Source organism: Enterobacter cloacae complex sp. 2022EL-00788, from assembly GCF_026627565.1.
In the GTDB taxonomy this organism is placed as follows: Bacteria; Pseudomonadota; Gammaproteobacteria; order Enterobacterales; family Enterobacteriaceae; genus Enterobacter; species Enterobacter pasteurii.
Genome location: NZ_JAPNMC010000007.1, coordinates 44,944 through 63,470 on the forward strand (window position 1 = coordinate 44,944; position 18,527 = coordinate 63,470).

At 55.0% G+C, this 18,527-nt stretch carries 17 protein-coding genes; 5 read left to right on the forward strand and 12 right to left on the reverse strand.

Annotated features, from left to right (window positions below):
* Window positions 1–2: 2 nt before the first annotated feature.
* The 11 genes from mraY to leuO form a co-directional block, all read right to left on the reverse strand.
* On the reverse strand, window positions 3–1,085 hold the full coding sequence (gene mraY / locus OWK27_RS12610) for a phospho-N-acetylmuramoyl-pentapeptide-transferase (RefSeq protein ID WP_003856353.1): 1,083 nt from the start codon (window positions 1,083–1,085) through the stop codon (window positions 3–5).
* Window positions 1,079–2,437, reverse strand: coding sequence for a UDP-N-acetylmuramoyl-tripeptide--D-alanyl-D-alanine ligase (gene murF / locus OWK27_RS12615; protein WP_267590497.1), 1,359 nt, complete (start codon window positions 2,435–2,437; stop codon window positions 1,079–1,081). The genes mraY and murF overlap by 7 nt, the downstream gene beginning before the upstream one ends.
* On the reverse strand, window positions 2,434–3,921 hold the full coding sequence (gene murE, locus OWK27_RS12620; RefSeq protein WP_148420074.1) for a UDP-N-acetylmuramoyl-L-alanyl-D-glutamate--2,6-diaminopimelate ligase: 1,488 nt from the start codon (window positions 3,919–3,921) through the stop codon (window positions 2,434–2,436). The genes murF and murE overlap by 4 nt, the downstream gene beginning before the upstream one ends.
* Window positions 3,908–5,674, reverse strand: coding sequence for a peptidoglycan glycosyltransferase FtsI (locus tag OWK27_RS12625; RefSeq protein WP_267590498.1), 1,767 nt, complete (start codon window positions 5,672–5,674; stop codon window positions 3,908–3,910). Before OWK27_RS12625 ends, murE begins: the two co-directional genes overlap by 14 nt.
* Before the next feature lie 15 nt (window positions 5,675–5,689).
* Window positions 5,690–6,055 carry a cell division protein FtsL gene (gene ftsL / locus OWK27_RS12630; RefSeq protein WP_148385983.1) on the reverse strand — a complete coding sequence of 122 codons (366 nt, stop codon included), beginning with the start codon at window positions 6,053–6,055 and terminating at the stop codon, window positions 5,690–5,692.
* Entirely contained in the window at window positions 6,052–6,993 is a 942-nt protein-coding gene (gene rsmH / locus OWK27_RS12635) for a 16S rRNA (cytosine(1402)-N(4))-methyltransferase RsmH (protein WP_013095568.1), read from the reverse strand. Before rsmH ends, ftsL begins: the two co-directional genes overlap by 4 nt.
* A 2-nt stretch (window positions 6,994–6,995) precedes the next feature.
* Window positions 6,996–7,454 (reverse strand): division/cell wall cluster transcriptional repressor MraZ, encoded by a 459-nt coding sequence (gene mraZ, locus OWK27_RS12640; RefSeq protein WP_014830641.1) that lies wholly within the window; start codon window positions 7,452–7,454, stop codon window positions 6,996–6,998.
* A 590-nt stretch (window positions 7,455–8,044) separates the two neighbouring features.
* A complete protein-coding gene (gene cra / locus OWK27_RS12645) occupies window positions 8,045–9,049 on the reverse strand; it encodes a catabolite repressor/activator (RefSeq protein WP_013095565.1) in 1,005 nt (334 codons plus the stop codon).
* 179 nt (window positions 9,050–9,228) lie between these two features.
* Window positions 9,229–9,720 (reverse strand): acetolactate synthase small subunit, encoded by a 492-nt coding sequence (gene ilvN / locus OWK27_RS12650; RefSeq protein WP_003856371.1) that lies wholly within the window; start codon window positions 9,718–9,720, stop codon window positions 9,229–9,231.
* A gap of 1 nt (window position 9,721) precedes the next feature.
* Window positions 9,722–11,446, reverse strand: a complete 1,725-nt coding sequence (gene ilvI, locus OWK27_RS12655; protein ID WP_267590499.1) for an acetolactate synthase 3 large subunit — start codon at window positions 11,444–11,446, stop codon at window positions 9,722–9,724.
* 376 nt (window positions 11,447–11,822) lie between these two features.
* Entirely contained in the window at window positions 11,823–12,767 is a 945-nt protein-coding gene (leuO, locus tag OWK27_RS12660; RefSeq protein WP_176608711.1) for a transcriptional regulator LeuO, read from the reverse strand.
* Between the two features lie 638 nt (window positions 12,768–13,405).
* Here leuO and leuL point away from each other — a divergent pair.
* From leuL to leuD, 5 genes are all read left to right on the forward strand, one after another.
* The gene (gene leuL, locus OWK27_RS24365; RefSeq protein WP_148420167.1) at window positions 13,406–13,492 is read left to right on the forward strand and encodes a leu operon leader peptide; all 87 of its coding nucleotides are present in this window, start codon (window positions 13,406–13,408) and stop codon (window positions 13,490–13,492) included.
* A gap of 91 nt (window positions 13,493–13,583) precedes the next feature.
* Entirely contained in the window at window positions 13,584–15,155 is a 1,572-nt protein-coding gene (gene leuA, locus OWK27_RS12665) for a 2-isopropylmalate synthase (protein ID WP_148420069.1), read from the forward strand.
* A complete protein-coding gene (leuB, locus tag OWK27_RS12670) occupies window positions 15,155–16,246 on the forward strand; it encodes a 3-isopropylmalate dehydrogenase (protein ID WP_242173626.1) in 1,092 nt (363 codons plus the stop codon). Before leuA ends, leuB begins: the two co-directional genes overlap by 1 nt.
* A 1-nt stretch (window position 16,247) precedes the next feature.
* The gene (leuC, locus tag OWK27_RS12675; RefSeq protein ID WP_148420067.1) at window positions 16,248–17,648 is read left to right on the forward strand and encodes a 3-isopropylmalate dehydratase large subunit; all 1,401 of its coding nucleotides are present in this window, start codon (window positions 16,248–16,250) and stop codon (window positions 17,646–17,648) included.
* A 10-nt stretch (window positions 17,649–17,658) separates the two neighbouring features.
* Window positions 17,659–18,264 (forward strand): 3-isopropylmalate dehydratase small subunit, encoded by a 606-nt coding sequence (leuD, locus tag OWK27_RS12680; RefSeq protein WP_176608715.1) that lies wholly within the window; start codon window positions 17,659–17,661, stop codon window positions 18,262–18,264.
* Between the two features lie 90 nt (window positions 18,265–18,354).
* Here the strand turns inward: leuD and OWK27_RS12685 are convergent, their stop codons facing one another.
* Window positions 18,355–18,507: a Hok/Gef family protein gene (locus OWK27_RS12685; RefSeq protein ID WP_063867447.1), complete on the reverse strand. Its 153-nt coding sequence runs from the start codon at window positions 18,505–18,507 to the stop codon at window positions 18,355–18,357.
* Between the last annotated feature and the right edge of the window lie 20 nt (window positions 18,508–18,527).

The window sequence follows — 18,527 nt, forward strand, 5'->3', positions numbered from 1 at the left end:
GATTAACGTACCTTCAGCGTTGCCAGGCCAATCAGCACCAGCATCAGCGAAATAATCCAGAAGCGCACAATAACGCGCGGCTCCGGCCAGCCTTTCAGTTCATAGTGATGGTGAATCGGCGCCATTCGGAAGATGCGCTGTCCGCGCAGCTTGAAGGAACCGACCTGCAAAATCACTGACAGGGTCTCAACCACAAACACGCCACCCATGATCACCAGCAGGAACTCCTGACGCAGCAGCACGGCGATAATGCCCAGCGCGCCACCCAGCGCCAGCGAGCCGACATCGCCCATAAAGACCTGCGCCGGATAGGTGTTAAACCACAGGAAGCCCAGACCCGCGCCGACAATCGCCGTACAGACGATCACCAGCTCACCCGCGTGACGCAGATAAGGAATGTGCAGATAGTTAGCAAAGTTCATGTTACCGGTCGCCCACGCCACCAGCGCGAATCCACCCGCGACAAAGACGGTTGGCATGATGGCCAGGCCGTCAAGACCATCCGTCAGGTTAACGGCGTTACCGGTGCCGACAATGACAAAATAGGCCAGCAGGATGTAGAACAGCCCCAGCTGCGGCATCACGTCCTTGAAGAACGGCACCACCAGCTCGGTGGCTGGCGTATCTTTTCCTGCCAGATACAGCGCGAAGGCCACGCCCAGCGCAATCACCGACATCCAGAAATACTTCCAGCGGGCAATCAGGCCCTTCGTATCTTTACGCACGACCTTGCGATAATCATCGACAAAACCGATGATCCCGTAGCCAACCAGAACCGTCAGTACGCACCAGACGTACGGGTTAGACGGATAAGCCCACAGGAGTACGGACACCACGATTGCCGTCAGGATCATGATCCCACCCATCGTCGGCGTTCCGCGCTTGCTGAAATGTGATTCCGGACCGTCGTTGCGTACAACCTGGCCGAAAGAGAGTTTTTGCAGACGGGCGATCATGCGCGGGCCCATCCACAGTGAGATGAACAGCGCGGTCAGCAGGCTGACGATGGCGCGAAACGTCAGGTAGGAAAAGACGTTAAAGCCTGAATAATATTTGACCAAATGTTCGGCCAGCCAAACTAACATGTCCCGTTCTCCTGTAAAGCGTGCACAACCTCTTCCATGGCGGCACTACGTGAACCTTTAACTAACACAGTCACAATCTGTTTTTCTGCAATCAATGCCTTGAGGCGTTCGATCAGTGAAGCTTTATCGGCATAATGTTCGCCAACTTCACTGGCATCAGAGATGGCCTTGCTCAGCGTGCCCGCGCTCAATACGCGGTCAAGCCCGGCAGCTTTCGCCGCTTCGCCAACCTGAATATGGCAGGCTTCGCTTTCATCACCCAGCTCGGCCATATCGCCCACAACCATCACCCGATAGCCCGGCATCTCTGAAAGCACCTGCACGGCCGCGGTCATCGAGCCGACGTTGGCGTTGTACGAGTCGTCCAGCAGCAGCTTGTTTTCCGCCAGCGGGATTGGGAACAGACGCCCCGGCACGGCCTTCAGGTTCGCAAGCCCGTTTTTAATGGCATCGTGCGGTGCACCAACCGCCATTGAGAGCGCTGCCGCAGCAAGCGCATTGGCGATGTTATGGCGACCCGGCAACGGCAGCAGCACGTCAATGCCGCCCGTTGGGGTAACGAGGGTGAACTCGGTACCACGTGACGTCACGTGAATATTGGTCGCCGTAAAATCGCTGTTTGCCGCATTCGGTGAGAAGCGCCAGGTTTTGCGTGAACCAATGATGCTCTGCCAGTTCAGCCAGTCGTTGTTATCGGCATTCATAATGGCGATGCCGTCATCCGGCAGGCCGGTATAGATCTCGCCTTTCGCTTTCGCCACGCCTTCCAGCGAGCCGAAACCTTCGAGGTGTGCGGCCGCCAGGTTATTGACCAGCGCCGCTTCCGGGCGAGTCAGGCTCACGGTCCAGGCGATTTCGCCCTGATGGTTTGCCCCTAACTCAATCACCGCATATTCATGCTCGTTGGTCAGGCGGAGTAAGGTCATCGGCACGCCGATGTCGTTATTGAGGTTGCCCGCCGTATAGAGGGTGTTACCGCACTGGCTAAGGATCGCCGCCGTCATCTCTTTAACGGAGGTTTTGCCCGATGAGCCGGTGAGCGCCACTACGCGGGTCGGTACCTGCTGGCGAACCCATGCTGCCAGTTCGCCGAACGCCAGGCGCGTATCTTTAACGACAACCTGCGGCAGATCGATATCAAGCTTGCGGCTGACCAGCAGCGCGCCCGCGCCGTTCTCTTTGGCCTGTTGCGCAAAATCGTGGGCGTCAAAACGCTCGCCCTTCAGCGCCACAAACAGGCAGCCCGCCGTCACTTTACGGGTGTCCGTGGTCACGGCGTCAACGGTCAGATCGTTACCATGCAGCGCCCCCTGCAATACCGCAGCGGCCTGGCTTAACGTAATGCTAATCATGCCACTACCCCCAGCAGACGCGCTGCCGTCACGCGGTCGGAATAATCCAGACGACGATTGCCAACTATCTGATAATCTTCATGACCTTTACCCGCCAGCAGCACCACATCGTTCTCCTGCGCCTGCATAATGGCGTTAGTCACGGCTTCTGCACGGCCTTCCACCACGCGAGCGCGGCCTGCATCCAGCATTCCCGCCAGTATGTCGTTGATAATGGCACGAGGCTCTTCGGTGCGCGGGTTGTCATCGGTCACGACCGGAATATCCGCAAACTGCTCGGCAATCGCGCCCATCAGCGGACGTTTGCCCTTATCGCGATCGCCGCCGCAACCAAACACGCACCAGAGCTTCCCGGCGCAGTGCAGACGCGCCGCTTCCAGCGCTTTTTCCAGCGCATCCGGCGTGTGGGCATAATCCACCACCACCGTCGGCTTGCCCGGCGCGCTGAACACTTCCATACGGCCACAGACCGGCTGCAGGCGCTCAGCGGTTTTGAGCAGATCCGCCATTGGGTAACCCAGCGCCAGCAGCGTCGCCAGCGCCAGCAGCAGGTTGCTGACGTTAAAGGCACCCATAAGACGGCTTTCAATTTCACCTTCGCCCCAGGTGGAAGCAAAGCGGATCGTCGCGCCGCGGTCGTGGTAGTTCACCTCGACCGCCTTCAGCCAGCGGCCATGGCAGTTCGGGTTAATGCGCTCTTCCATCGACACCGCCACCGCATCCGGCAGCTTTTCCAGCCAGCGGCGACCGACTTCGTCATCGGCGTTGATGATCGCCTGTCCGTGGTGGTGTGTGGAATAAAGCAGCCATTTCGCCGCTTCGTAGTGCTCCATATCACCGTGATAATCGAGGTGATCGCGGCTCAGGTTAGTGAATACGGAGGCAGCAAACTTTAGGGCCGCCACGCGATGCTGTACCAGACCGTGGGAAGATACTTCCATCGCCGCAAAGGTCGCCCCCTGCTCTGCAAGGCCCGCCAGCACGTGCTGCACGTCAACCGCAGAGCCGGTGGTATTTTCCGTTGGGCTGACCTTGCCCAGCAGACCATTACCTACGGTACCCATCACGGCTCCGGTTTCACCCAGCAGCTGCGCCCACTGCGCCATCAGCTGAGTGGTGGTGGTTTTCCCGTTGGTCCCGGTTACGCCAACCAGCCGTAGCTGGTCGGAAGGTTCGTTGTAAAAACGCCCTGCCAGCGCGGAGAGACGCTCGTTCAACTGGCTGAGATAGATGACCGGTACGCCGTGCATTTCACGGATCTCACCGTCTGTTGCCTCATCTTTAGCCTCAGCAATAATGGCAGCAACACCTTGCGCAATCGCCTGCGGGATATAACGACGCCCGTCCGCCTGATGACCAACCACCGCGACAAAAAGATCCCCAGCAGCCGCTACGCGGCTGTCCAGTACCATCTCTCGCAGTGCTCGCGCAGGTAGCATAGGCACCCACGGAGCAAGAAGGTCGCGCAAATTACGATCTGCCACCTGTTCCCTCGCCTTGATTAATTACAAATTCACTTTTTTCGCCCGTCGCCAGCGCATCTGGTTCAATGTTCATGGTGCGCAATACGCCGCCCATGATAGCCCCGAACACAGGCGCGGAAACGGCGCCGCCGTAGTATTTACCCGCCTGTGGATCGTTGATAACGACCACCAGCGCAAAACGCGGATTGCTTGCAGGCGCAACGCCCGCGGTATAGGCAATGTATTTGTTGATATAGCGGCCATCCGGCCCCACTTTCTTCGCTGTACCGGTTTTAATGGCGATACGATAGCCTTTAATCGCGGCCTTCACACCGCCACCGCCAGGCAGCGCGACGCTTTCCATCATATGCACGACGGTACGAACGATAGATTCCGGGAAAATACGCTCGCCAGGAACCGGTGGATCAACTTTGGTAATCGACAGCGGGCGATAAATGCCATAGCTGCCGATCGTTGCGTAGACTCGCGCTAACTGTAACGGGGTTACCATTAGCCCGTAGCCGAAAGAGAAGGTGGCCCTCTCTATGTCAGACCACCGTTGTTTTTGAGGATATAAGCCACTGCGTTCTCCGACCAACCCCAAATTGGTCGCCTTTCCCAGCCCAAAACGTGAGTAAGTTTCTACTAACGCTGAGGACGGCATCGCTAACGCCAGCTTTGAAACACCGACGTTACTCGACTTCTGTAAGACCCCGGTCAGGGTCAGTTCGCTGTAACGGGCCACGTCTTTGATTTCATGGCCGTTAATGCGGTAAGGAATCGTATTCAGAACGGTACTTTCATTGACGATGCCGCGCTGAAGCGCAGTCATCACCACCATAGATTTTACCGTGGAGCCGGGTTCAAACACGTCGGTGATCGCCCGGTTACGCATCGCGTCTTTTGCGGTGCCGGTAAAGTTGTTCGGGTTATAGGAAGGGCTGTTGGCCATCGCCAGCACTTCGCCGGTACTGACATCCACCAGCACGGCGCTGCCGGATTCCGCCTTGTTAAAGGCCACGGCGTTGTTCAGCTCGCGGTAAACCAGCGCCTGCAGGCGCTCGTCAATACTCAGGGCCAGGTTGTGTGCGGCCTGGCTGTCAGTAGAAGAGATATCTTCAATGACGCGACCATAGCGATCTTTACGTACAATGCGCTCGCCGGGCTGGCCTGTTAGCCATTTATCGAAGCTTTTCTCAACGCCTTCAATCCCCTGGCTATCCACGTTGGTAAAGCCGATGAGGTGAGCGGTTACTTCGCCGGAAGGATAGTAACGGCGTGATTCTTCACGAAGATGAATACCCGGCAGCTTCAGTTTTTTAATGTAGTCGGCCATGTCAGGGTTGACCTGACGCGCCAGATAGATAAAGCGCCCTTTCGGGTTGGCGTTAACGCGCGAAGCCAGCTGATCCAGCGGCATTTTCAACGCGTCTGAGAGCGCCTTCCAGCGGTTATCAAGGGTGATCCCGCCTGCATCGTGCAGCTCTTTCGGATCGGCCCAGATCGCCTTCACCGGCACGCTCACCGCCAGCGGACGGCCAGAACGATCGGTGATCATCCCGCGGGAGGTAGAAACTTCCTGTACGCGCAGTGAACGCATATCCCCCTGGCGCACCAGCATGTCAGGGGCGATAATTTGTAGCCACGCCACGCGACCCAGCAGGAAACCCAGCGCCAGTAAAATGCAGCCGCAAAGCAACGCAAAACGCCAACTGACAAAGTTGGCCTGTTCTTCCTGGCGTTTTGGTTTTAGCGTTTTTGCCGCTGCTTTCATGCGTCGCGTTTTCCCTTATTTTTGTACTACGATATTTTCCTGCGAAGGATCAACATGCTGTAACTGCAGTTTTTCCGTTGCGATCCGTTCAACCCGGCTGTGATCGCCGAGCGCGTTCTCTTCAAGGATCAGGTTTCGCCATTCAATATCCAGCGCATCGCGTTCCAGTACCATCTGTTCACGCTGCGCAGTTAATAAACGGGTATGGTGAGCGGTCGTAACCACCATGACTGCCGTCACAATGATGCAAATGAACAGGCAGAGTGGCAGCTTCCCAAACCGCAAAAGATCGTCGCCGATCACGCCAGGCAAGGCATGGCGCTCGTTGCTTCCTAACGATCCCTTAACTTTGCTTAGGGTCTCTGTCACTCTGCCGATCATGCGTTCGTCCTCTCTGCAATACGCAGCACTGAACTACGGGCACGTGGATTCTCTGCCACCTCTTCTTCGCCCGGCATCAACTTGCCTAATGCTCGCAACTGACGGCCACCCAGCTTCCTGAGCTGTTCTTCCGTCATCGGCAGCCCCGCCGGAACCTGAGGACCGCGGCTCTGTTCACGCATGAAGCGTTTCACGATGCGGTCTTCCAGCGAATGGAAGCTGATGATGGATAACCGCCCACCTGGGGCCAGCACGTCGAGCGAGCTTTTTAGCGCCAGCTCTATTTCCTCCAGTTCACTGTTTACCCAGATACGAACCGCCTGGAAAGTGCGGGTCGCGGGATGTTTGTGCTTATCCTTCACCGGCGTTGCCGCCGCGATCACTTCAGCCAGCTCTTTGGTGCGGGTCATTGGCTCAATGCGGTTGCGCTCAACGATGGCGCGGGCAATACGTTTGCCGAAGCGCTCTTCACCGAAGGTTTTGATCACCCAGGCGATATCCGCTTCGTCAGCAGTTTGTAACCATTCAGCGGCAGACTGGCCGCGTGTCGGATCCATACGCATATCCAGCGGACCATCGCGCATAAAGGAGAAGCCGCGTTCAGCATCATCAAGCTGTGGTGAAGAGACGCCGAGATCGAGCAGAATCCCGTCGATCTTGCCGGTCAGGCCGCGCTCAGCAACGTAATCCGCGAGCGCAGAAAAAGGTCCATGCACGATGGAAAAGCGAGGGTCATCGATGGTTTGCGCAACGGCAATTGCCTGCGGGTCGCGGTCAATTGCCAGCAGGCGTCCTTCCGCTCCAAGCTGAGAGAGGATTAAACGCGAGTGACCACCGCGACCAAAAGTGCCATCAATATAGATGCCGTCCGGACGAATATTCAGGCCGTTAACGGCCTCATCCAGCAGCACCGTTGTATGTTTATAATTTTCCATCATATTTATAGAGACAAGTCCTGCAGCCGTTCCGATAATGTTGCGGAATCAGACTGCTCAGCGTCGATATCTTCCTTGACCTGTTGATACCAGGTCGTTTCGTCCCACAGTTCAAACTTGTTGAACTGCCCGACCAGCATCACTTCTTTGGTCAGACCGGCATGTTGCCGCAGCACGGGCGCAATCAGTAATCGCCCTGCGCTATCCATCTGACACTCACTGGCATGTCCCAATAACAGTCGCTGCACGCGACGTTCCTGCGGGTTCATGCTCGACAGTCGCGACAGCTTTTGCTCAATGATTTCCCATTCAGGCAAAGGGTAAAGCAGCAGGCAGGGGGAGTTGATGTCAATGGTGCAAACCAGTTGACCCGAAGCGTTCTCAATCAGCTGGTCGCGGTATCGGGTTGGTACCGATAATCGCCCTTTGCTGTCGAGATTGACTAACGTTGCTCCACGGAACATGCCAGCCTCACCCCTCCTCACCACTTTAACCCACAAATTCCCACCTGAAGGAGTTTACGGAGCGAGGGAAAAGCTTGTCAAGCCAGGACTCTCTCTATACGAACCCGAAAGTACCGTATTTACAGAGGCAGAGTGACCTGGTTAATAACTACACAACTGGCGAGGCAAAATTAACGTTATGAATATTTGTAAGAAAAAAACCGAATATGCACACGAGCGTTAAGACTCACTCAATATCATCGCAGGGAAATATAAAGTGTCAGTTTGCGACGCGGGCAGCATTTTAAGGCATATTGACCGGGGATAACAGCACCAGATTAACCGCAAGGCGATATGGATTCGTTCGCGAGCATTGCGGCCTGAAGGGGGGATCAAAAACGGCTGAATATTCATCGTCTGGCGCCTGTTTGTAACAAAACAATACAAAGATAAGCCGGTTAAAATTTATAAATGCTCTTTTTAAGGCCGAAATAGAGGCAAAAAAATAGCAGCCTATGAATCGTAGAGATAAATCCTAATTTTTATCCGGGAATTATTTTCGCAATAACCGCGCAGCAAAAGGGGCAGTTTTCACCGCCCCTGAGGAAATATTAATGGCGGCTTAAAATTCCGCGCCGGTAGAGATTACGTTTGATACGCGTAAGCCCTGGTTTCGGCTTACGGGGTTCATCAAGGCTTGCCAGAACGATCTCCAGCACCCGCTCGGCGACATCGCGATGACGTTGGGCCACGGCCAGTACCGGACACTGCAGGAAATCGAGCAGTTCGTTATCGCCGAAGGTTGCAATCGCCAGGTCGGATGGCAGCTTGCCGTCACGACGTAACGTAACGTCCATCACCCCCTGCAACAGAGCAAACGAGGTGGTAAACAACGCTTGCGGCATCGGGTGCGTTTCCAGCCACTTCTCGAACAGCTGAGCTGCCGCTTCGCGCTCATAGCTGTTGGCATACAGATAATGAACCTCACGCGGATCGTCTTTCCAGGCGGTACGGAAGCCCTGCTCGCGCAGGAAGCTTACGGAAAGTTCAGGTAACGCACCGAGATAGAGCACCGTTTCAGCCGGGAAGGTTCGTAACTCGGCGGCGAGCATTTCAGCATCATCCTGATCGGCACCCACTACGCTTGTGAAGTGTTCACGGTCGAGCGCCCGGTCCAGCGCCACTATCGGGAACGGATCGTTCGCCCAGCGCTGGTAGAAAGGATGCTCCGGCGGTAGGGAGGTCGAGACGATAATGGCATCAACCTGACGTTGCAGCAGATGCTCAATGCAGCGCATTTCGTTGTCGGGCTGATCCTCAGAGCAGGCGATCAGCAGCTGATAGCCGCGCTGGCGAGCCTGACGTTCCAGATAGTTGGCGATGCGGGTATAGCTGGTATTCTCCAGATCCGGGATCACCAGGCCGATAGAGCGGGTGCGCCCGGCACGTAAACCTGCGGCGACAGCATTGGGATGGTAATTATGCTCACGCACGACTGCCATCACTTTTTCAACGGTCTTATCGCTGACGCGGTACTGCTTTGCTTTACCGTTAATCACATAGCTGGCCGTGGTTCTCGACACGCCGGCGAGCCGGGCGATTTCATCCAGTTTCACAATTGCCCCTCAAAAAAAGAAAAGAGTCCATGGCCCTGTCAAGGTTATGGTTAAATCTTTTAACATCTAAACGCAGAATAGCCTTCACGGCAACCGCTTTTGTCTGCGTTATCGGCGGATTACGCAAAAAAAAGCCCGGCGTTAACGACCGGGCTGAAAGAGGCGAACCTTTTGCGCAACTAACGCATGATTTTATCGCCGCGCGAAAGGCCAACCACGCCAGAGCGCGCAACTTCAACAATCTTTGCCACATCCCGGACTGACGCCAGGAAGGCGTCCAGCTTATCGCTCGTACCCGCAAGCTGAACGGTATATATAGAAGGGGTGACGTCAATAATCTGCCCGCGGAAGATATCCGTGTTGCGTTTGACCTCTTCCCGGCCGTAACCGCTGGCCTGAATTTTCACCAGCATGACTTCACGTTCAACGTAAGCGCCCTGCCCCAGCTCGCTGACGCGCAACACATCCACCAGCTTGTGCAGCTGCTTTTCGATCTGCTCAAGCACTTTCGCATCGCCCACGGTCTGGATGGTCATCCGGGAGAGCGTGGGGTCATCGGTCGGAGCGACGGTCAGGCTTTCAATGTTATAGCCGCGCTGGGCAAAAAGGCCAATAACGCGCGACAGTGCGCCCGACTCATTTTCCAGTAATACAGATAATATCCGGCGCATATCAGGTTCTCTCCGTTTTGCTTAACCACATTTCATCCATGCCGCCGCCGCGAATATGCATCGGATAAACGTGTTCCGTGCCGTCAACGATAACGTCCATGAAAACGAGGCGATTATTTTTAACGTGCGCAAGCGCTTCGGCGAGCTTCGCTTCCAGCTCTGACGGTTCCGTTACCCGCATGCCAACGTGGCCGTAGGCTTCAGCCAGACGCACGAAGTCCGGAAGCGACTTCATATAAGACTGAGAGTGGCGGCCGGAATAAATCATATCCTGCCACTGCTTCACCATGCCGAGATAGCCGTTATTCAGGTTCAGCACCAGCACCGGCAGCTCATATTGCAGCGCGGTAGAAAGCTCCTGAATATTCATCTGAATACTGCCATCCCCCGTAACGCAAATTACCGTTTCGTTCGGCAAGGCCAGCTTCACGCCCAGCGCAGCGGGCAGGCCAAAGCCCATCGTGCCCAACCCGCCTGAGTTGATCCAGCGACGCGGTTTATCAAACGGGTAATACAGCGCAGCAAACATCTGGTGCTGGCCCACGTCTGAGGTCACATAGGCATCACCGTTGGTCAGACGCCAGATCGTTTCGATCACCGCCTGCGGCTTGATGCTCTCACTTTGAGAGTCGTAGTTCAGGCACTGACGGCTACGCCACTGCTCAATCTGCTGCCACCAGTCGCGTATCTCATCCAGCGGTTGGGTCGCGGTCTCTTGCGCCAGAAGATCAAGCATCTGCTCCAGTACCTGCCGGGCATCCCCCACGATCGGCACATCCGCCGGTACCGTTTTGGAGATAGACGTAGGATCGATATCAATGTGCAGCACCGTCGCGTTCGGACAGTATTTCGCCAGGTTATTGGTGGTGCGATCGTCAAAACGCACCCCGACGGCAAAAATCACATCAGAATTGTGCATCGTCATGTTGGCTTCGTAGGTGCCGTGCATGCCCAGCATGCCCAGCGCCTGACGGTGGGTAGCCGGAAATGCCCCCAGCCCCATCAGCGATGACGCCACAGGGAGATTAAGCTTCTCAATCAGGTCGCGTAGCTGCGTTTCACAGGCGGCATTAACGGCGCCGCCCCCGACGTAAACCACGGGTTTTTTCGCTGCCAACAGCGTTTGCAGCGCGCGCTTAATCTGGCCCTTGTGCCCTTGCGTCGTCGGATTGTAAGAGCGCATGCTGACCGACTCCGGCCACAGGTACGGCAGCTTATTCGCCGGGTTGAGAATGTCTTTCGGCAGATCGACCACTACCGGCCCGGGACGACCGCTGGCGGCCAGCCAGAAGGCTTTTTTCAGTACCCCAGGAATGTCTTCAGTCTGCTTTACCAGGAAGCTGTGCTTCACGACCGGGCGTGAAATCCCCACCATGTCGCACTCCTGAAATGCATCGTAGCCAATCAGCGACGTCGCAACCTGTCCGGAGAGAATGACCAGCGGAATGGAGTCCATATAGGCAGTCGCAATGCCGGTAATGGCATTCGTCGCCCCCGGGCCGGAAGTGACCAGCACTACCCCAACTTCACCCGTGGCGCGCGCCAGGCCGTCAGCCATGTGCACGGCAGCCTGTTCATGACGCACCAGAACATGATCAATCCCGCCCACCGTGTGCAGTGCGTCATAAATATCAAGAACCGCACCGCCGGGGTAGCCGAACACCTGCTTCACGCCCTGATCGATAAGCGATCGGACGACCATTTCCGCGCCAGACAACATCTCCATGCTTCGCCTCCAGGCTTTTGTTATAGACGGTTGCAGAATTCAATTTCCGCGCCGTCTTCTGACAGGGTAATCCCGTCTTATAATTTGCAGAGTGATTGATACCTTAACCGCTCGTTATGAGGCAGGCAATTAGCAAGCGAGAAGCGGAAAAGAGGCTTAAAAGCAGAAAAAACAGCTGCCTGGCACAAATATGGTGAATTCAACTGAAATGAAGGAAGGCGGTGATTATTCATTTTTCAAAAAGGGGATGAATCAGGAAATCATCTATTTTTGAGCCTTTTTGAACCTCTGAAAAAATGACATCAGAACAAAATAGCGTAAGTGTGAAAAACAACAGAATAAACCGCACATCCTCTTGCGGTTTATTCTCGCAGGGTTATCGACGACAGATATTAATCAGCAGCTCTTCCATCCACTGGTGTCCCTTATCCCGGCCTGCGGCTTCGTGCCATGAAAGGTAACAGGTACGGCTATTAAGCTTAAGCGGCAAAGGGAGAATTTGCAGGCTCAGCGATTCAGAGAACTCTTCCGCAAGCCAGCGCGGGGCAATCGCGACCAGCTGCGTTTGCGAGACCACGTTTAATACGCTTACCATCGCCATTCCCTGATAGGCCACGCTCGCCTGCTTATCGGCCGTGTCATACCACGGCTGACTGAATGAGGCATATCTGTCGAGGGCAACAACGGCATGCTGTTCGCTGTAAACATCACTTTCACGCAGCGGTGAATTCATGCGTGGATGTTTTTTACTGGCAACCAGCACCATTTCATCTTTGAACAAAGGAACGCAGGAAAATTCAGGACGTCGAAACTCCTCATACCCCAGGACGAACTCCGTTTCCTGATAACGAAGCTGATGTTCGGTGTTTTGATTTAATGATGATTTAAAAACGAGATGAATATTTGGCGCAATTTCTTCAACTTTATTATATATAACAGACGTCAAATAATTGTCTAACGGGCTGCACACGCAAAGGTGGAAGACACGCTCGCTGCTCAGCGGTTCAAAGCCCGATCCCGGCAGCTCATTTTGGACCAACTGTAGCGCCTGGCGGATAGAGCCGAATAGCTGGAAGGCACGCGCGGTGGGCTGAATCCCTCTTCCGTAACGCACAAATAACTCGTCGTTAAACATCACTTTAAGACGGGCTACGGCATTACTCACGGCAGGTTGAGACATCCCCAGAGATTGTGCTGCTCGCGTAATATTCTGTTCCTGCATAACTGCATCAAAAACAGTCAACAGGTTAAGATCCACCGTGCGTAACTGAGGCTTAACCCCATCATAAGACTGAGGTTGGTTAATATTATTTTCTGGCATTTCTGACTCCACTGTCACGCTAAATTCCCTTTGCCAAAGTACAGTAATAACTTCGAAAAATATGATTTACCATGCAGATACAACAAGCGAAAGAGAATTGTTTAAAATTCGGAAAATATAAAGAGTCTCCCGACAAAAGATGAGATTGTGCATCCCATTAATGAAGAGATAAAAAATGGATCAAATGATATCTAAAACTTTAGTGCAGGCATGAAAACATAAACCAGACAAATAAACAATCACCTGCCTCGTTAATAATGACTTAAGCATTATTAAACTATTAATACAAGGCGCCCTTATTTTGTTAACAAATTTCTATCATTATCGTTAACCTAAATACGCGAAACCCATTCACTAAACTTATAAATCAATGAAAGTAAACACATTTCATTTCACATCATACCGGCATAAACAATATGTTTAATTGCTACCAATTATATTCAAATTATTCCAGAGATGAATCTCCAGTCCAATAATAGACAATTAAATCGGCCTTCCGTGTAAAAACCAGCACAATTAGCTAATGTGTTGCCGAGGCTCAGGCACGCCGTTTGGACCGATTTTACTGGCAGGGGTTGACATGGATCGCCGTATCCAGTACCACTAAAAGCATATCGCATTTACCTGGAGCACGATTCATGATCCGCACCCTTCGTTTCACCGGTCTACTACTACTAAACGCATTCACTGTGCGCGGTAGACTGGCGGGCGAAATTCAGCGTTGAATCGTCACCAGTAACACTAAAAACCCGCGCCACTGCGCGGGTTTTTTTATGCTCGTAGCAAGGCGCCCTAAGACTGACAAGGACCAAACCCATGAGCCAGCAAGTCGTTATTTTCGATACTACCTTACGTGACGGTGAACAGGCATTACAGGCGAGCCTGAGCGTTAAAGAAAAATTGCAGATTGCGCTGGCCCTCGAACGTATGGGCGTGGACGTGATGGAGGTGGGTTTTCCCGTCTCTTCGCCGGGAGATTTTGAGTCAGTACAGACCATCGCCCGCACCATCAAGAACAGCCGCGTGTGCGGCCTGGCACGCTGCGTAGAGAAAGATATCGACGTGGCCGCGGAATCGCTGAAGGTCGCTGAAGCTTTCCGTATCCATACGTTTATCGCCACCTCCCCCATGCACATTGCGACCAAGTTACGCAGCACGCTGGATGAAGTGATTGAACGTGCGGTGTACATGGTCAAGCGCGCGCGCAACTACACCGATGACGTCGAATTCTCCTGTGAAGATGCAGGCCGTACGCCGATTGAAGATCTGGCGCGCGTGGTGGAAGCCGCCATTAACGCGGGTGCCAGAACCATCAACATTCCTGACACCGTCGGCTACACCATGCCGTTTGAGTTCTCCAGGATCATTACCGGCCTGTACGACCGCGTGCCGAATATCGATAAAGCCATCATCTCCGTTCATACCCATGATGATTTGGGCCTGGCGGTGGGCAATGCCATCGCCGCCGTTCACGCCGGTGCGCGCCAGGTTGAAGGTGCGATGAACGGTATCGGCGAGCGCGCGGGCAACTGCTCGCTGGAAGAAGTGATCATGGCGATTAAAGTGCGCAAGGACATCATGAACGTGCACACCCGCATTAATCACCACGAAATCTGGCGCACCAGCCAGACCGTCAGCCAGATTTGTAATATGCCTATTCCGGCTAACAAGGCGATTGTCGGCACCGGCGCATTCGCGCACTCGTCCGGCATTCACCAGGACGGCGTGCTGAAGAACCGTGAAAACTACGAAATCATGACCCCGGAATCCATCGGCCTGAACCAGGTCCAGCTGAATCTGACCTCACGCTCTGGCCGTGCGGCGGTTAAACACCGTATGGAAGAGATGGGCTATCAGGAAAGCGACTACAACATGGATCAGCTGTACGACGCGTTCCTGAAGCTGGCCGACAAGAAAGGCCAGGTCTTCGATTACGACCTGGAGGCGCTGGCGTTCATCAACAAACAGCAGGAAGAGCCAGAGCACTTCCGCCTGGATTACTTCACCGTACAGTCAGGCTCCAGCGATATCGCAACCGCCTCAGTCAAGCTTGCCTGCGGCGATGAAGTTAAAGCGGAAGCGGCCAACGGTAACGGCCCTGTGGACGCCATCTATCAGGCGATTAACCGTGTCACCGAGTACGACGTTGAGCTGGTGAAATACGACCTGACGGCTAAAGGGCACGGTAAAGACGCCCTGGGCCAGGTTGATATCGTCGTCAACTACAGCGGCCGCCGCTTCCACGGCGTGGGTCTGGCAACGGATATCGTCGAATCCTCCGCGAAAGCGATGGTGCATGTCCTGAACAACATCTGGCGCGCCGCTGAAGTGGAAAAAGAGTTGCAACGCAAAGCTCAGAATAAAGAGAACAACAAGGAAACCGTGTGATGTCGAAGAATTACCATATTGCTGTGTTGCCGGGTGACGGTATTGGCCCGGAAGTGATGGCACAGGCGCTGAAAGTTCTGGAAGCCGTTCGTTCGCGTTTTGCGATGAAAATCACCACCAGCCACTACGACGTGGGCGGTATTGCGATTGATAACCACGGTACGCCGCTGCCAAAAGCGACCGTGGAGGGCTGCGAGAATGCCGATGCCGTGCTGTTCGGCTCCGTGGGCGGGCCAAAGTGGGAACACCTGCCGCCGGCAGAACAGCCGGAGCGCGGCGCGCTGCTGCCCCTGCGTAAACATTTTAAATTGTTCAGCAACCTGCGCCCGGCGAAGCTGTATCAGGGGCTGGAAGAGTTTTGCCCGCTGCGTGCGGACATCGCGGCCAACGGCTTCGACATTCTTTGCGTGCGTGAGCTGACGGGCGGCATCTATTTCGGCCAGCCTAAAGGTCGCGAAGGCAGCGGCCAGCATGAAAAAGCGTTTGATACCGAGGTCTATCACCGCTTCGAAATTGAACGTATCGCCCACATCGCTTTTGAGTCTGCGCGCAAGCGCCGCCGTAAAGTGTCGTCCATCGATAAAGCGAACGTGCTCCAGTCGTCTATTTTGTGGCGCGAGATCGTCAGCGAAGTCGCGAAGCAGTACCCGGACGTCGAGGTATCGCACATGTACATCGACAACGCGACGATGCAGCTGATTAAGGATCCGTCTCAGTTTGACGTGCTGCTCTGCTCCAACCTGTTCGGCGATATTTTGTCTGACGAGTGCGCGATGATCACCGGCTCTATGGGCATGCTGCCGTCGGCCAGCCTGAATGACGAAGGCTTTGGCCTGTACGAACCGGCGGGCGGCTCCGCGCCGGATATCGCAGGTAAAAACATTGCCAACCCGATTGCGCAAATTTTGTCTCTGGCCCTGCTGCTGCGCTACAGCCTGGACGCAGGCGATGCAGCAGCCGCAATAGAAAACGCCATCAACCGTGCGTTAGAAGAAGGCGTCCGTACCGGTGATTTAGCACGCGGTGCGGCGGCAGTCAGTACTGATGAAATGGGCGACATCATTGCCCGCTATGTCGCTGAAGGGGTGTAACATGGCTAAGACGTTATATGAAAAGTTGTTTGATGCGCACGTTGTCTACGAGGCGCCAAACGAAACCCCGCTGCTGTACATTGACCGTCATCTGGTACACGAAGTGACCTCACCTCAGGCCTTCGACGGGCTGCGCGCGCACAAGCGCCCGGTTCGCCAGCCGGGTAAAACCTTCGCCACGATGGACCACAACGTCTCCACTCAGACCAAAGACATCAACGCGTCCGGCGAAATGGCGCGCATCCAGATGCAGGAACTGATCAAGAACTGCAACGAGTTTGGCGTTGAGCTGTACGATTTAAACCACCCGTATCAGGGCATCGTCCACGTTATGGGCCCTGAGCAGGGCATTACCCTGCCGGGCATGACCATCGTCTGCGGCGACTCTCATACCGCGACGCACGGCGCGTTTGGTGCCCTGGCGTTCGGGATTGGTACCTCTGAAGTTGAACACGTTCTGGCGACGCAGACCCTGAAACAGGGCCGCGCCAAAACCATGAAGATTGAAGTGAAGGGCAAGGCCGCGCCGGGCATCACCGCGAAAGATATCGTGCTGGCGATTATCGGCAAAACCGGCAGCGCAGGCGGCACCGGGCACGTTGTGGAATTTTGCGGTGACGCTATCCGGGCGCTGAGCATGGAGGGTCGTATGACCCTGTGCAACATGGCCATTGAAATGGGCGCCAAAGCGGGCCTGGTTGCGCCAGATGAAACCACCTTCAGCTACGTGAAGGGTCGTTTGCATGCCCCTAAAGATCGAGATTTTGTGGATGCCGTTGAGTACTGGAAAACCCTGAAAACGGACGACGGTGCCACCTTCGATACCGTGGTGACGCTGCAGGCGGAAGACATCGCGCCGCAGGTAACCTGGGGCACTAACCCGGGACAGGTGATCTCCGTCAACGACAGCATTCCCGATCCGGCGTCCTTCGCCGATCCGGTCGAACGCGCCAGTGCGGAAAAAGCGCTGGCCTATATGGGGCTTAAGCCAGGCGTGCCGCTGACCGACGTAAACATTGATAAAGTGTTCATCGGTTCCTGCACCAACTCCCGTATCGAAGATTTACGCGCGGCGGCAGAGATTGCCAAAGGTCGCAAAGTGGCCCCGGGCGTGCAGGCGCTGGTAGTGCCGGGTTCCGGCCCGGTGAAAGCTCAGGCGGAAGCGGAAGGCCTGGATAAGATCTTTATTGAAGCGGGCTTCGAGTGGCGCTTGCCGGGCTGCTCCATGTGTCTGGCGATGAACAACGACCGACTGAATCCGGGCGAGCGCTGCGCTTCTACCAGCAACCGTAACTTTGAAGGCCGCCAGGGCCGCGGTGGGCGTACCCATCTGGTCAGCCCGGCTATGGCCGCCGCTGCGGCTGTCACCGGCCATTTCGCCGATATTCGCAGCCTGAAATAAGGAGACAATCATGGCAGAGAAATTTACCCAACATACGGGCCGGGTTGTCCCACTGGACGCCGCAAACGTCGATACTGACGCCATCATTCCTAAACAGTTTTTGCAGAAAGTGACCCGCACGGGCTTTGGTGCGCACCTGTTCAACGACTGGCGTTTTCTCGACGATAAGGGCGAAGTGCCCAACCCCGAGTTCGTCCTGAACTTCCCGGAATACGAAGGCGCATCCATTCTGCTGGCGCGGGAAAACTTTGGCTGCGGTTCATCCCGTGAGCATGCGCCATGGGCACTGACCGACTACGGCTTTAAGGTGGTAATCGCCCCGAGCTTTGCGGATATCTTCTACGGCAACAGCTTCAACAACCAGCTGCTGCCGGTGACGCTGAGCGACGAACAGGTGGATGAGCTGTTTGCGCTGGTGCAGGCGAATCCGGGCATGGCGTTTGAAGTGGATCTGGAAGCTGAAGTGGTAAAAGCAGGTGAAAAGACCTACAGCTTCAGCATCGACGCTTTCCGTCGCCACTGCATGCTGAACGGTCTGGACAGCATTGGCCTGACGCTGCAGCACGAAGACGCTATCTCCGCCTACGAGAAGCAACAGCCTGCGTTTATGGGCTAAAGGCAATGGCCCGCAGCATGCGGGCCATTGATAAGGGTGCGTTGAGGCGTAACCACGCTGGAGAGGCGAGGAAAATCCCCGCCAATACCGCTAACGTTTTGCTTCGTAAGCCAACACTGCCGCCAGCTCCGTTTTCTCCTGTCTGAAATGCAGCTCACACAGCGAGTCGCGTACCATCCAGGTGAAGATCAACAGCGTTGAACAGATCAGAAACAAACCTAACAGCAGAGTACGTTTTGGCATTCCAGCCTCCTTATTGCTTT

Coding starts and splice junctions, on each gene's coding strand:
- ftsL (WP_148385983.1), bottom strand. CDS start 6,055: ATGATCGGCAGAGTGACAGAGACCCTAAGCAAAGTTAAGGGATCGTTA.
- leuA (WP_148420069.1), top strand. CDS start 13,584: ATGAGCCAGCAAGTCGTTATTTTCGATACTACCTTACGTGACGGTGAA.
- ilvN (WP_003856371.1), bottom strand. CDS start 9,720: ATGCGCCGGATATTATCTGTATTACTGGAAAATGAGTCGGGCGCACTG.
- leuO (WP_176608711.1), bottom strand. CDS start 12,767: ATGCCAGAAAATAATATTAACCAACCTCAGTCTTATGATGGGGTTAAG.
- murF (WP_267590497.1), bottom strand. CDS start 2,437: ATGATTAGCATTACGTTAAGCCAGGCCGCTGCGGTATTGCAGGGGGCG.
- rsmH (WP_013095568.1), bottom strand. CDS start 6,993: ATGATGGAAAATTATAAACATACAACGGTGCTGCTGGATGAGGCCGTT.
- OWK27_RS12685 (WP_063867447.1), bottom strand. CDS start 18,507: ATGCCAAAACGTACTCTGCTGTTAGGTTTGTTTCTGATCTGTTCAACG.
- mraZ (WP_014830641.1), bottom strand. CDS start 7,454: ATGTTCCGTGGAGCAACGTTAGTCAATCTCGACAGCAAAGGGCGATTA.
- leuD (WP_176608715.1), top strand. CDS start 17,659: ATGGCAGAGAAATTTACCCAACATACGGGCCGGGTTGTCCCACTGGAC.
- leuB (WP_242173626.1), top strand. CDS start 15,155: ATGTCGAAGAATTACCATATTGCTGTGTTGCCGGGTGACGGTATTGGC.
- ilvI (WP_267590499.1), bottom strand. CDS start 11,446: ATGGAGATGTTGTCTGGCGCGGAAATGGTCGTCCGATCGCTTATCGAT.
- OWK27_RS12625 (WP_267590498.1), bottom strand. CDS start 5,674: ATGAAAGCAGCGGCAAAAACGCTAAAACCAAAACGCCAGGAAGAACAG.
- leuL (WP_148420167.1), top strand. CDS start 13,406: ATGATCCGCACCCTTCGTTTCACCGGTCTACTACTACTAAACGCATTC.
- leuC (WP_148420067.1), top strand. CDS start 16,248: ATGGCTAAGACGTTATATGAAAAGTTGTTTGATGCGCACGTTGTCTAC.
- mraY (WP_003856353.1), bottom strand. CDS start 1,085: ATGTTAGTTTGGCTGGCCGAACATTTGGTCAAATATTATTCAGGCTTT.